Source organism: Mesorhizobium oxytropidicola, from assembly GCF_056174625.1.
On record NZ_JBWBWK010000002.1, the window covers coordinates 724338 to 738065 of the forward strand.

The 13728-nt window shown below is 58.1% G+C and carries 12 protein-coding genes and 3 pseudogenes; 14 read left to right on the forward strand and 1 reads right to left on the reverse strand.

Translation table 11 applies throughout. The annotated features are described in order from the left end of the window. Positions 1-186: 186 nt before the first annotated feature. Positions 187-1525 (reverse strand): annotated as a pseudogene (locus AC0V8S_RS39075) (IS1380 family transposase). A 346-nt stretch (positions 1526-1871) separates the two neighbouring features. On the opposite strand from AC0V8S_RS39075, the pseudogene AC0V8S_RS39080 reads away from it, so the two are divergent. The 14 genes and pseudogenes from AC0V8S_RS39080 to AC0V8S_RS39145 all read left to right on the forward strand — a co-directional run bounded on the left by AC0V8S_RS39080 (position 1872) and on the right by AC0V8S_RS39145 (position 13707). After that, positions 1872-2575, forward strand: a pseudogene (locus AC0V8S_RS39080) (IS6 family transposase). A gap of 915 nt (positions 2576-3490) precedes the next feature. Then, a complete protein-coding gene (sctQ, locus tag AC0V8S_RS39085; RefSeq protein WP_183455432.1) occupies positions 3491-4213 on the forward strand; it encodes a type III secretion system cytoplasmic ring protein SctQ in 723 nt (240 codons plus the stop codon). Beyond that, the gene (gene sctR / locus AC0V8S_RS39090) at positions 4210-4872 is read left to right on the forward strand and encodes a type III secretion system export apparatus subunit SctR (protein WP_475438957.1); all 663 of its coding nucleotides are present in this window, start codon (positions 4210-4212) and stop codon (positions 4870-4872) included. Before sctQ ends, sctR begins: the two co-directional genes overlap by 4 nt. After that, positions 4872-5135 (forward strand): type III secretion system export apparatus subunit SctS, encoded by a 264-nt coding sequence (gene sctS / locus AC0V8S_RS39095; RefSeq protein ID WP_183455434.1) that lies wholly within the window; start codon positions 4872-4874, stop codon positions 5133-5135. The genes sctR and sctS overlap by 1 nt, the downstream gene beginning before the upstream one ends. 181 nt (positions 5136-5316) lie before the next feature. Beyond that, positions 5317-6035, forward strand: a pseudogene (gene sctT / locus AC0V8S_RS39100) (type III secretion system export apparatus subunit SctT). Then, the gene (locus tag AC0V8S_RS39105) at positions 6032-6811 is read left to right on the forward strand and encodes an EscU/YscU/HrcU family type III secretion system export apparatus switch protein (protein ID WP_475438958.1); all 780 of its coding nucleotides are present in this window, start codon (positions 6032-6034) and stop codon (positions 6809-6811) included. The pseudogene sctT and the gene AC0V8S_RS39105 overlap by 4 nt, the downstream one beginning before the upstream one ends. A gap of 701 nt (positions 6812-7512) precedes the next feature. Continuing rightward, positions 7513-8637 (forward strand): type III secretion system gatekeeper subunit SctW, encoded by a 1125-nt coding sequence (gene sctW / locus AC0V8S_RS39110; protein WP_258598885.1) that lies wholly within the window; start codon positions 7513-7515, stop codon positions 8635-8637. Further along, the gene (locus AC0V8S_RS39115; RefSeq protein WP_183455438.1) at positions 8634-8996 is read left to right on the forward strand and encodes a type III secretion system chaperone family protein; all 363 of its coding nucleotides are present in this window, start codon (positions 8634-8636) and stop codon (positions 8994-8996) included. The genes sctW and AC0V8S_RS39115 overlap by 4 nt, the downstream gene beginning before the upstream one ends. A 3-nt stretch (positions 8997-8999) precedes the next feature. Next, positions 9000-9365, forward strand: a complete 366-nt coding sequence (gene sctX, locus AC0V8S_RS39120; protein WP_413776947.1) for a type III secretion apparatus assembly protein SctX — start codon at positions 9000-9002, stop codon at positions 9363-9365. 5 nt (positions 9366-9370) lie between these two features. Beyond that, positions 9371-9751: a hypothetical protein gene (locus tag AC0V8S_RS39125; RefSeq protein WP_183455440.1), complete on the forward strand. Its 381-nt coding sequence runs from the start codon at positions 9371-9373 to the stop codon at positions 9749-9751. After that, positions 9748-11841 carry a type III secretion system export apparatus subunit SctV gene (gene sctV, locus AC0V8S_RS39130; protein WP_258598886.1) on the forward strand — a complete coding sequence of 698 codons (2094 nt, stop codon included), beginning with the start codon at positions 9748-9750 and terminating at the stop codon, positions 11839-11841. Before AC0V8S_RS39125 ends, sctV begins: the two co-directional genes overlap by 4 nt. Positions 11842-11849: 8 nt before the next feature. Further along, a complete protein-coding gene (gene sctD / locus AC0V8S_RS39135) occupies positions 11850-13211 on the forward strand; it encodes a type III secretion system inner membrane ring subunit SctD (RefSeq protein WP_475438959.1) in 1362 nt (453 codons plus the stop codon). After that, on the forward strand, positions 13208-13462 hold the full coding sequence (locus AC0V8S_RS39140) for an EscE/YscE/SsaE family type III secretion system needle protein co-chaperone (RefSeq protein WP_183455443.1): 255 nt from the start codon (positions 13208-13210) through the stop codon (positions 13460-13462). The genes sctD and AC0V8S_RS39140 overlap by 4 nt, the downstream gene beginning before the upstream one ends. A gap of 2 nt (positions 13463-13464) precedes the next feature. Further along, positions 13465-13707, forward strand: a complete 243-nt coding sequence (locus AC0V8S_RS39145) for an EscF/YscF/HrpA family type III secretion system needle major subunit (protein WP_475438960.1) — start codon at positions 13465-13467, stop codon at positions 13705-13707. The last annotated feature ends 21 nt before the right edge of the window (positions 13708-13728 follow it).

The window sequence follows — 13728 nt, forward strand, 5'->3', positions numbered from 1 at the left end:
CGGGTAACATTTTAGCCGCCTTGATGCACGGCGATCAGCTTTCGGCGGCCTGCATCGGCGATCTGGCCGCCCTCGGGGTGCATTTTGATAAGCCTCGTCGGGCGCCGGCGATGATCCGTCGTGATGGCAGGCGGGGTTTGCAGGTTGCGCTCGGCGGGTTCGTTTCGGGGCGCCTGCGCCCCATCGTTATGTCGCGAGTTGGGGAATGCGATCGAGGACGATGCGCAGAATACGCTGGTCGGGGCAGGATGTCGGCAGGTGCAGGCGGATTTGCGTTTTCATCTCGACCACCCGCGCGGCGATTTTGATGAGGCGCAATCGCAGCGTGTCGAATTGGGCGACGGCAAAGCTCGAGCGTTTCGGCATCGCAGCGCGCAGGCCCACATCAGCCAATAGGCGCCGGCATGCAGGAAGAGCCGGAACTGGTTGGCCGTCGCTCTTGTGCAGGATGTGCGGTCGGCGGCAAGATGCGTCTTCCAGGACTTGATGTGGTTCTCGGCCGCGCCGCGCCGGCAGTAGAGGTCCTCGTAGAGCGCCTTGGCTTGCCACTGGCCAGATTGGTGACGATGAAGCGGGTGTCGGCTCCTTTGGCGCCGACCTCGACCCGCGCGATGATGCGCTCCACGCGGCTCCAACTGGCGGCGCCGTCAAAGAACTCCTTGAAGCGGCGGACCTTGTTCGATTTCGCCGACGCCTCAAAACGCGCCAGCGTGGTGGCTTCCAGATGCGCGACATGCTCGCGCAGCGTCGTGGTGGGCGCCACGCCGAGGATGAAGTCTACACCGTTGGCGCGGCACCAGTCGATGACCTGCGGACCGCAGTAGTGGCTGTCGGCCCGGATCAGAATCCGTGTGTTCGGCCAATTGCTCCGGATCGCCCGCACCAGGCGGCGCAGGTGGGGGCAGATCTCAGCCCCGCTCGGCCGCCTGGCCGGTCGCAGGATCGCGCTGACGAACCGGCCCGCACCGTCGAACACTACGATCGGCTGGAAGCCGTATTCGTCGTAATGCGCGTTGAACAGGCGCAATTGCTGGCCGCCATGTACGGCGTCAAACGTGTCGTCGATGTCGAGCACAATCCGCTTCGGCACCTGCCGGAAGGAAGCGCAATAGAGATCGGCCATCGCCCGCCCCATCGCGACCAGCTCCCGCACGCCGGGCAGGTTCTCCAGCCGGCAGATCGTCGACTGGGAGGCCAGATCCCGACCCGACGGCAGCGCATCCTGGGCCATCTTGAAGACCGGATCGGAGCGCAGCTGGTTGGCGTCATTGCCATCCTCATAGCCGGCGGCGATCATCTTAATGCGAAAGCCGATCATGTCCGCCAGGCTGTGGACGACCTGGTCCGGGCAGCGCGGATCATCGATGCAACGCGCCAGACGGTCGGCCACCCGCAGTCGTTTTTCCACCTCGGCCAGCACCAGAACGCCACAGTTGGAAGACAACATGCCGCCGTCGAAACGGGCGACGACGGACTTGCCGCCCACTGATGACAAACCGCTCAGCGGCAGGGTAAGATCATTCATGGCGGGTGTGGTCTCCGGGAAATGATTCGGATCGGCTTTAGCAACCAAATCCTACGTCATTTCAACGGCTTGCGCCACATCCGCCAACCACCCTGAATTTTTCGGGTTAGGTGAGGCAACCAAGCCGCGCGGTAACATTTTCCTTGAGGCAACGCGACAACCATGCGGGAAGCGTCTCTGAACAATCGATCAGGCATTTCCCAAGGGACAGCGGTTCGCGCCGCGGCGAAGCAAACCCGTCCAACAGAGGACGCCAAGCGGGGGCGTAAAGGCCAAGCTCCGAAAGATCGCCAGGGGTGCTGTCACATTGATTGAGGGGTAAGGAAATTAAGGTAGCAGCGCGCCCATGACCGTGAGTGCACCGACCTACAAGAACCACCGCTATCCGATCGAAATCGTGGCCCGTGCTGTCTGGCTCTACTTCCGCTTCAATCTGAGCCTGCGCGATGTCGAGGAAATGCTGCTCGATCGCGGGATCGTCGTTTCCTACGAGACCATCCGCCGATGGTGCCGAAAGCACGGCCCTGATTATGCGCGCCGCATACGCCGCAAGGCACCAACGAAAGACGATGTCTGGCATCTGGATGAAGTCGTGGTGCGCATCAACGGTCAGAAGTGCTGGTTGTGGAGAGCGGTTGATCAGGACGGATATGTGCTCGACGAGATTGTCCAGACGCGTCGCAACACCAAGGCCGCCAGGCGCCTGCTGACGCGACTTCTGAAGAACAGGGTCTGCCGCCAAAGCGTATGATCACCGACAAACTGCGCTCCTACGGGGCGGCCCAACGCCAGCTCATGCCGAACGTGGAACACCGCTCGCATAAAGGCTTGAACAACCGGGCGGAGAATTCTCACCTGCCATTCCGAAAACGGGAACGAACGCGACAGGGTTTCCGGTCGGTCGGCTCATTGCAGCATTTCGTGTCGATCTTCTCCGCCGTCCGAAATCTCTTCGTCCCCTCCCAGACCAACCGCTCGGCAGCACAAATTCGAACCCATCGACGCCAGGCAATGGCCGCGTGGGAGGCCGTGAGTGCACGGCCTGCCTGAAAAGCGCGGTGTCGGCCTCACGCGGCCACATTTCAAACAACGTGACAACGCCGCCGCTGCCTATCAAGAGCACTCAGGGTGGATGCATATCAGATCTCATTCATAAGAAGGGCAGATGATCCAATATCGACATAGTATTTGCTTCTGGCCCGCGTTGAGTAGATTGGAATGTGAAAGACAGCTCGACGATTGAGCGGGCGCCCCTTCCTGGCGAGCGGAGTGATTTCGGGATTCCGTCGCCATGACGGGGAATGATCATTGGACCGAAAATGACTTGAATCGACAGCCTGTCCGAACCGATCGAGTCCATTGCGACGGCCGTCCGCATCGTTAGTCATCGACGTGATGCGAGGGTGCTCGCTAGTAGGTATGCTGCGTTGGCGGCCGTCACGAAAAGTGACCGTTCCGCCCCACCCGCGGGGCGGGCTACCGCGTCGCTATGCCCGCACTTTGGGAGGTCGAGTGGGGCTCGTAAACGCTCAAGAAGCGATGTGGGCCCTTGGAGGATGTCCCGGCAAGGGTCTCGGCAGTCACGAGCTTGAGATAACGCAGCGACGAGGCGCGGACTAAAACTCCATTTCCTTGGCGGCCCAACCGACGGTCGCGCGGGCTCCAGCGAGTTCTTCACTATGTAGCCGAGAGGTGCACGTGATCGATCTGCCTTGCTATAGTTCACGAGAGGCCGCCGCCATTTCGCGTCTTGCAACTCGCTTGCCGGCCGCTTTCAGCCTCGCTGGCATCGACGTGGCAGCCGTCATGCCCGATTGGACACCTCCGCCTGTCCCGGCAGATTGCCGCCGGCTTATGGTACGCCTACACGGGCACAATTTCCGCATCGCGATCCACTCGACTCTCCTTCCGCCCGTAGCGGTGACACATTGGCCAGACATCACGACGCTGCCACTGGATCCCGGCTTGCGGGAAATCCTGTTCGACATCGTTCTACGCGAGGTGGCGATCCAGGTGGAACGATGGTGCGGTCAGCGGCCCATCTGGTCTTCGTCCGAGATCACCGAAGTGCTCCCCTACGCGATTGGGATTGTTCGCTTGGACGGTCCGGACAAACTCCTCGGGCTAGTAGAATTCGATGCCGACGGACTCGAATGGATCACCATCTGCTGCTGCGATCGGATGCCGGTCGTGTGCGCACTCCTCGACGATCTGGCGTTGTCTCTCGATCTAAGAGTCGCCCGTGTGAGCCTTAGCTTGGCGGAACTACAGGCACTCGCGCCGCGCGACGTCATCCTGCTCGACGCCTCACCGGTCGCTCGTGACGGCGCGATGACCGTTCTACTGTGCCTGTCTGGCAATGCACGATTTCGCGCCTCGATCCTGGATGGCCGCCTTGCAGTACTCTCAGCGGTGGATCACATGATGGGTAAATCAGACTCTCTCCCTTCGGAAACCTTCGACAGCATCGACCTAGTGGTCGATGTGGAGGTCGGACGCCTGACCATGTCTCTCAAGCAGCTTCGTGAACTCGCTGTGGGCCAGGTATTGGATCTCGGCTTCGACGCCACGACCAATATCACTTTGCGAGTCAATGGCCAGGTGGTCGCTGCGGGCGAGTTGGTGCGCATCGCCGATCGGACAGGTGTGCGTGTCGCAGACATCCGCCTAAAACGCGCCGAGTCATGAACACCGGGTTGCCTGATCCCGTTACAATGATCGCCTTGATCGGCGCGATCGCGGTCGTCCCGTTCCTTGCGATTACGGTTACGTCGTACGTCAAGCTCGTGGTCGTGTTCGGCCTGATCCGAAATGCCCTCGGCGTCCAAAACATCCCGCCGAACATGGCGATGAATGCGGTCGCCATCCTGCTCTCGGTATATATCATGCAGCCAGCGGCCAAGAACGCATATGAAGCAGTGCGGCACAAGGAGATCGTGTCCGAAGATCTCCGTGGGCTCGGCGAAACGATACCGCTTGCTGTAGAGCCCTTTCGCAATTTTCTCCTGAAGAACACGTCGCAACAGGAACGACAATTCTTCGCCAATGCGACCCGTGAATTGTGGAACGAACGGGACGCCGATGCGGTAAGCGATAGCGATTTTATGATTGTGATCCCGGCATTCATAACATCCGAGTTGGAGGACGCGTTCAAGATAGGTTTCCTGCTGTTCCTGCCCTTCATCGTCATCGACCTCGTGATTTCGAACATCCTTCTGGCGATGGGTATGATGATGGTTTCGCCGATGACGATCTCCCTGCCCTTCAAACTGTTCTTGTTCGTCTCTGTGAACGGATGGCAGCGCCTGATTCACGGTCTCGTCTTGTCCTATGCGGGACCATCGTGATGAGTACCGCCACTCTGGCCAACATGGCCGTCGACGCGCTGAAACTGACTCTGGTTTTGTCGATGCCCACGATCGTCGTTGCTACGGCGGTTGGGCTGGTCGTCAGCTTGGTGCAGGCCCTAACCCAGGTTAATGAGCAGACACTTCCGTTCGCGGTGAAATTGATATGCGTGAGCCTGGTTTTGATGACAACTGGGAGCTGGATCGGTGGGGAGCTCTACCAGTATACGCTAAACGTTTTCGACAATATCGGAGCCATGTAAGTGCAACGGTTCAAGAATAATCCCGACCGGTCTGCCCTCTCCCGCGGCAATTATGCGGGCGATCCTAGCGAGGCACTCTCGACCATCTTACTTGGTCCGTCTGATGTCGCCACTTGATCCATCTCTCTTGCACACTGCCCTTGTCGTCTTTGCGCTCGCGACGACTCGTACGACGGGCATGATGCTGATTATACCTATTCTAGGGCGCGGCATTATGACCGGACTGGCGCGAAACGGCACGATCACGGCATTAAGCTTCCCGGTGATGGCGCATGCTTGGGCAACTAGGCCTGCGAACCTCGACACCTGGGATCTGACGCTGGTCATGGGCCTAGTGCTGAAGGAACTCTTGCTCGGGCTGGTACTCGGCATGCCAATTGCCGCGACCATCTGGGTGTTGAGGCGGCGGGCACCTTCATTGACAACCAAAGGGGCGCCGCGATGGCAAGCCTCTTGAATCCGGCGAGCGGCAATCAGGTTTCGCCGCTTGGAACGCTGTTCGCCCAGCTCTTCGTCACATGGCTGTTTGCCACTGGCGGCTTCTCCGCATTGATCGAAGCGCTCTACCGCTCCCATGAGGTCTGGCCTCTGTGGAGCTTGCAGCCGGCGTTCGGTCCGGCATTCCCAACGGGGGTTCTGCATCTCGCAGATGTCGTCATGCAACTGACTTTACTTCTCGCCGGTCCAGCCATCGTTGTTATGTTCCTCAGCGAATTGGCTCTGGCACTGATCGGCCGCTTTGCACCGCAACTGCAGGTCTTCTTTATCGCCATGTCGGTCAAGAGTGCGGTGGCCCTCCTGGTCTTGGTCCTTTCGCTCATGATCGTTCTGACGGAGGCCGATCAACGCGTGCCAACACAAGGCGCAATATTCAACCTCATCAGCACGTGGTTGTCATGAGCGGCGGGAAGACCGAAAAGCCTACCCCCAAAAGGCTGCGCGACCTGCGCAGGAAGGGACAGGTGGCGCGGAGCAATGAAGTCGTTTCCGCAGCACTGACCATCGCATTCTTCGCTCTGTTCTTCGCCTCCTTGTCCGGCATGATAGACCGCCTTGAGGCAATGATCCTGCTGCCTATACCGCTTCTCGAAGGCGACCTCCTGAGCGTCACTCAAAAGCTCCTACAGTCCTATATTGCCGAACTACAACATATGCTCGCGCCCTTCATCGGCATCGTTCTGGTGATCGGCGCGGGCGCCAACGTCTTACAGAATGGCCCGATGTTCACGCCCAAGGCGGCCGCCCCGGCGCTGACTAAGCTGAGCCCCAGTGAGAACGTCAAAAGGATGGTTTCGTTGGGGAATTTCATTGAATTGGCCAAATCGATCGGAAAGATCTTGGTACTCGGCTCGGTTCTGCTGCTCGTGCTGCGCGACGGTGTGCATGCGCTCGTCTGGACCCCGAGTTGCGGGATATCCTGCTTAAGAGTGATGACTGGTAACCTGCTGCTCGGTATCGCCATCTATGCGGCATTGAGTTTTCTCACGGTGGCGATTGGGGACTTCGCATTCCAGCGTTGGCAATTCACGAAGAAAAACATGATGTCGAAGGAGGAGGTGAAGCGAGAATACAAGGAGAATAACGGTGCCCCCCTGGTCTTTGCAAAACGCAAACAACTCCACATGGAGTTGCTCACCAAAGGCATAACCAACCGGTCGCGCAGGGGACCGTCTTGATCAACAATCCGATGTATTTTTGCGTGGCGATTTATTGCGGATCGGAAGCGTACTCCCTTACCCCTGATCAGTGCCATCGGTACCGATCTCATGGCGCAGCATAGGACCGGCGCCACGATGGCTACCGCTGTGCCGGTGATGTGAAACCATCCGCTGGCGCACGCGCTGCTGGATGACGGTCTAGTAGACGAATATATTCCATCACATCTACCTGTCGCGGAGGTTCTTCGAGCTCTTTGTAAAGCTGGAGACCGGGGCCGGCGATCGGTCGCGTCAATCACTGTTTCAGCTGGCCTACGGTACAAGATTTCCTGCGGCTTCGGATTAATTGCTGAGTCCCATATTCATTTTGTATGTGCTCATAACGGCTTAATATTTGTTATGCATGTCATGACGTTATAGTAGATATGGACTGATATCTTTGGCGCGCCGAAAAGGGAATGAGCGCAGCCCACTGGCACAGTTCGCTTCGATGTGCGCTGCCCAGACGTAGCTTCGACAGGAGCGAGCACGGAGCCTTAAATGGTGGGGAACATGCGGATCCACCCAGCCTTGCACCACCCAGCCACGGAACGGCAAGTCGGCCAGCGAGCAAGCCCGTACCTCGGCAATTTGCAGTGCACTGCCGCCGGGACCCAGAAGTATAGAGGTTGGCGGGACGCCCAGAGCGATCCGCCGTAAGACCGCGCGGAGCCGAAGTGATGTCTGATTGGACAGTATTCGAAACGGCCCCTTCACGCCTTTGCCCTGATCGGATGGCGATCGAGCCGATCCCGGTCCAGGTGGGCTCATGGCGCGGTGAAGCTGTTCGCCTGGCGGGGCCTACACACGCGACCCTCTTGGAACAGGCAAGGGAAGAACGCACTTTCGGTTTTTCCGAGGCGATCGAGTCAAAGGCGCTAACTGAGCGCAAAATCTCGGAGGGGCGCATAGCGGCGTCGCTCAGCGCGGTCCATGACATTGATGCCTATTTCGAACGTCTCCCGTATTTCGATCATACCGAGTTGCCGGGGCTGTTGCGCGATATCCGCAGCGACGATCCTGCCTTGCAGGACATACTCCGAAAAGTTCGCCAGCGGTTCGCTGACCCCTCTTATGCCTATGCGGCACTCGATCTGGCGGCACGAGAGTTGCGACGCGAGGGCCTCGACCAGCTTGCCGTACGGACGGATGGGGCCAAGGCCCAACTCATGGCCAAGCAGGGGGTGGCTATTCGTGCCGGCCTCAATGTTTCCGTGGCAGCGTCTGAAGTAGCGGCGGGTGATCAGAGGCTCGCTGCAGAGCTGCGTGATTTGTATCGGGCCACGGTCTCCGGCGATCCAGGACCGCTCCGGCTTTATAGGGAGATTCTCAGTAAGTTTGGAGTCGAGGGCTTTGCACGGCATGTCGCTTTTCTTACGCGTGCGCTCGGCGAGGACATCGCTTCGGCTGGGCCGTCGGTCGAGCCTGCTCGGCTATGGGAGATCCTCAGCGGATTATCGGCGCTGCGCGTGCTGGATACCGTGCACGAGTGCTGCCAAAAGATGGTAGAACGGATACGGCGGCGGCCAGATACCATCGACATCACCGCTACCGGCGTGATGCGGCAATTATTGCCGCTGGTGGAGAATACCGTTCCTGGTCCGTCGAAGATCATTCCCATTCCTGAACGGTTAGGAATCCCTCCCGTTCCCCTTGATCTGCAGATTGCCGTACTGCGCGAATATCGAGATCTTCTCGCGATGATTCCGGTCGGAGTCTACCGCGATTTGGAGGCAAGAAAAACGACGTTGCGGGCAGTAGAGGAAGCGATGGACATTCGCATTGAACGGGAAGAGAGTGCATGAGCGCCCAGGCTTCTATTCAAGCGTTTTGCTCGTCGATGGGACTTCCACCTCAGCCGCCGCCATTAACGCTGCGTTTTGAACGTTCCGGCGATCTCCACATGGAGTGTCGCGATGGCTCTGTCGTAATGTACTTAACACGCGCCATGCCGCTTCACCGCAAGGGGATCGCCGCGGCAGCTCTCAAAGCGGTACACCCGGATCGTACGCTGCCGCACATTGTGAACGTCGCCTTTTATGGCAAGGCGCTGCTGGTCCTGCTCATCAGCATGGCTGAGAACCGCGCTGATCTTCCAACTCTAGAAACCGCGGCGCAGGTTCTCGTACGGCTCGTCGACGAAATTGATGCCGCGGCGCGGTGACATATGATTAGGATCGATTCCGGTAGCTTGAATTCTGCTCCAACCGTCTCTGGATCGGCGGAACTGCGGCGAACAGGCCTGATAGTCGATGCTCGGTCGGCTTTGCAATTCGATCTGCTATACGTCGCTCCCACCGTGGATGACCTGATGATGGCCGCCTTCGCGCCTCCGATCGCTAATCCCGGAATCCTTGAGCCGCCGACATACGCCGTGACCCTCAAAGCCGCACATGCATCGCTGGCTGATTTGGCTGCGCAAACTGGAGACCCAGATCGTGCCGTGCTCCGGGACGCCCTCTCGGTACTCGATCGGGCGCAGTTCGACCGTTTCCTTTTCGACGACGCTTGCCGTGCTTTGATGCGAGGATAGACCCGATGACTGAGCCGTTTATCAGTCCCGACAAGCGCGATGCGCTATCGGTGCTAGCGTATCTCTACATTAAGTTTGGCTTTCTTCACGATGCATCCAAGCTTCTGCTCGCCCTCGATCATGTTGACTCGGGATGGGGCTGGGCACGACATGCACGCTGTCTGGCATTGCTGCGAGCGGGAGACTGCGAGGAGGCCGCAGCCGAGGCTGGCCGGCTTCTGGTTCACGCGCTGAATGATGAGGAGCGATTCCGGATATTGCAGGTGCGGGTCAAGGCCTATTGGAAACTCGGCCTCAAATCGGAGGCGAGAGCATGTCAGCGAATGGTCACAGTCCTGCTGACACAGGCGGCTGAGCCGGATGCGTCGCTCGGAAGGATAGCGTGAATTTTCTCAACAAGGTCCTGGCAGTTGCTACTGGCCGAAACGACATTATTCTGGCGGGGCTACTAGTTGCGATCATCTTTATGATGATCATTCCACTGCCGGCGGTTCTGATGGATGTGCTGCAGGCTATCAATCTTGGGGTCTCCGCGCTGCTGCTGATGGTCGCGGTCTATATTAAGTCGCCCCTCGCGTTCGTCTCCTTCCCCTCGGTGCTTTTGCTGACAACGCTCTTTCGGTTGTCCCTCGGCATCGCTGCGACACGCATGATCTTACTGCACGCAGACGCTGGTCAGATCATCAAGGCTTTCGGCGATTTCGTGGTGGCCGGGAATCTCGTGGTGGGCGCAGTTACTTTCTTGATCATCACCATCGTGCAGTTCGTAGTCGTCACGAAGGGGTCCGAGCGGGTGGCTGAAGTCGCCGCACGCTTCTCGCTGGATGCGATGCCGGGCAAGCAGATGAGCATCGATGGAGACCTGCGTGCAGGCGCCATCAATATTCAGGAAGCCCGTCGGCGCCGCATCGCCATCGAGCGCGAAAGCCAGTTGTATGCCGCCATGGACGGTGCCATGAAGTTCATCAAAGGTGACGCAATCGCAGGCTTGATAAGCATCGTCGTGAACATCATTGGCGGCATAGCGGTTGGTGCTCTGCAAAAGGGCATGAGCCTGTACAAAGCGCTCGAGATTTACACCATCCTGACCATCGGCGACGGGCTCGTCGGTCAGATCCCGGCTCTCTTCACCTCAATCACGGCAGGCTTTATAGTCACGAGGATAAGCGACAAGGATACGGGCTCAGATCTAGGCAGTGAGATTGGGGACGAGATCACAGCCCAGCCACGTGCCCTGATCGCAGGATCCTTCATCCTACTTCTGTTCTCCTTGGTACCTGGCTTTCCTTTGGCAATTTTCGTGATATTGGCAGTATTGGCTGGAGGCGGTGGCTGGTTGTTGCAGCGCAGGCGGTCGCTTTCAGCGCCGTCGAGTTCCTACTCTGTCGCAGGCATCAGGGCGCCCGTGTCGGCGTCGGACGGGCCGGCTGTACGGAGCGGCGAAGGCGGCAATGCAATCACGCTAACGGTTCCTCTGATGCTCGACATTAGTCGAGACGTTCAGACCATCTTCCGGCCAGACTGGCTGGACAAGGAGTTGGCCGCTGTGCGGCAGGCGCTTCTTCTCGATCTTGGCGTTCCCTTTCCAGGCATTAATCTGCGTGTCAGCGACAGCAACAAGGATGGCGCTTACACGATCATGGTAAATGAAATTCCATGTGGTGAAGGATCATTACGGGCGCATCACCTCCTGGCTCGTGATATCCCCGAGAACCTTGAAATCGTGGGCATTCCGTATCTGCTCGATAAGCCATTCCTGCCTCAGATCGAGACCACTTGGGTGGAGATGGCACATCGCGAGTCGTTGCAAGCCGCCAGCATCCCATTTTTGGAACCGGTTCAGATCCTCAGCTACCACATTGGCCATGTCCTGCGTCGGCAAGCAGATGAGTTTGTCGGAATCCAGGAAACAAAAAATCTGCTGAATCAGGTGGAAAGATCTTTTCCGGAACTCGTAAAAGAGGTGCTGCGGACCATTTCTCTGCAGACGATTTCTGAGATCTTGAAGCGACTGGTTTCCGAGGAGGTTTCGCTGCGCAACATGCGCACTATCCTCACCGCGCTGGTCGAATGGGGACAGAAGGAAAAAGACACAGTTCTGCTCACGGAGCATGTGCGCTGTGCATTGAAAAGGCAAATCTGTTTTCGGCATTCTGTCGGCAGGACCCTGTTGCCGGCCTACATACTTTCGCCGGAAGTGGAAGACACGGTGCGCAATGCCATTCGGCAGACTTCCGCGGGCAGTTATCTCGCCCTCGACCCTCGCACCACACGGCAAATCGTCGATAAGGTGCGGGATGCGATAGGCAATGTCGGCCAGCAGCCGCACAAGCCTGTGCTGCTGACCTCTATCGATATCCGCCGATTCATGCGCAAGATTATTGAAGTCGATCTCTACGGGCTACCCGTGCTCTCCTATCAGGAACTTACGCCCGATATCTCCGTACAGCCGTTGGCAAGGATATCGCTGTCGTGAGAAATACCATGGAAGAAGTGACTCTGCCTGGCGATGATGCCAAGCTGACCCTGCGTGTGCTGGCCGGTCCCAACCGGGGTGCAGAGACCCCGCTCGAGGAAGGCGTCTGGCTAATCGGTGCCAGTGACACCGATGACCTCACCTTCGCTGATCCGGAACTGGCTGCCACACATCTCCGCATTACTGTCGAGGCCGGACGCATCCACGTAGTTGCCCTGGCACCGGGTGTGCGCGTCGGGACCAAAGACCTTCCAGTGGGCGACTGGACGGTGCTCAATGCGCTGACACCGGTTCAGGTCGGGCGGACGATTTTTGGGATTGGTCCGGCCGGGAGCAGCTTTCCCCAGGCGGACGCCATGGGAGGCCTGGTGCCGGGCACTTCCGCGCAACTTTCGGCCCCTCCCGAACTGGCGTCGGCCTCGATGGGCCGACAGATGCATGTCATGGTAGGCGTGATACCGCGTCAATTACGGCTCGGGGCGGTAGTTTGCACTCTCCTGATTATGCCGGTCGTCGTGTTTTGGGCTGCCATAGGGCGAGTTCCCCCCTCCGCCTCGGAAGCCTCTCCGGCCAATGACCCGCTGATGATGGTGCGAGACATCATTCGCGACTTAAACATCGCTCACAACGTCAACATCACCTCCGTTGATGACAAACTGGTCATTGAAGGAGACCTACGACCTGGAGACGATGCCAAGCTGAGAGCCGCCCTGAGCACGGCCGGCCTTGAGGCGGAAGTGTTATCCAAACGGCCGACCACTCTGTCGGATTCGCAGATCATCGATCTCGTAACGACGGTCATAAGCAGCTTCGGAATCGAGGGCAGCGTGCGGGTGATCGGCCCCGGAGAGATCACGATAACAGGATATGGACCTAGCGATGCGAAGGTCCAAGCGGCACTTCACCGCCTGCAGCAGGATATTCCAGGGCTAAGTGAAGTTGAAAACGCGATCGTGACACCCGACCGAGCTCGCGTTTTTCTAGAGACCGCGATAACGGACCAACTGCGTCGCTCCATTCACATCTTAACCAAGGCAGACGGCGTGCTCGTTTCAGGGACTCTGACTCCGATTGCTTTTGAAGCGTGGCAGAAGGTCGCTTCTCGCTTTCAGGAGAAGTTCGCACCCTACATTCCGCTTGAGACGCAGTTCACGCCGGTCATATTGCCGGCGCCGAGAGGTGTATACCTCGGCCGAACGCCGTTCATCGTTGTTGAGAATGGAACGCGCCTGAAGGTCGGAGACAGTCTCGAGAGCTTGGGCCAGATCGTTGACATAGATCGAGGCGGAATTTTTGTGCGCATCGGCGCCGATGAGGTGCATGTTTCTTACCCGAGCAAGCCGAGATGGATAGTCGAGGAAAAAGGATGAGCGACGTCATGGCCATGTTTGAATTGCAGAGGCAGTTGCTAAGGGATTTCGACGGTGCAAAAAGATCTGCCCTAGAGAGGGAATTCGATACCTGCCGGCAATCGTTGAAACGTGAAATGGATGTTGGCGTTTCGAGGCAGGAATTCGAGGTCTTGGCGGTCATGCTCGACGCGATAGATGCGGCCACAGAGATCATCAACTCGATTTGGAGTGAGTATCGTGATAAGGAACTACCCTTAGGTTGGAGATAATTATGTCGCGCATTTCTGGCCCTAACCTTAACGCCAGCAGCATCACTAGCAACATCGGCAGTGCCACTGTTTCAGCAGAAAGGAATTTTAGCAGCCTCATGACATCTATGGATCCGGATAACGCGTCAGATCTACTTAAAGTTCAATCCACCGGTCAGCAATGGACCCTGAGTCTAGCTTTGGAATCAAGCGTGATCGGGATGATTTACAACGCTCTGAAGGGAGTAGTGCAGAAAATCGGCTGAACATTCGGCTAGATCGGAGGT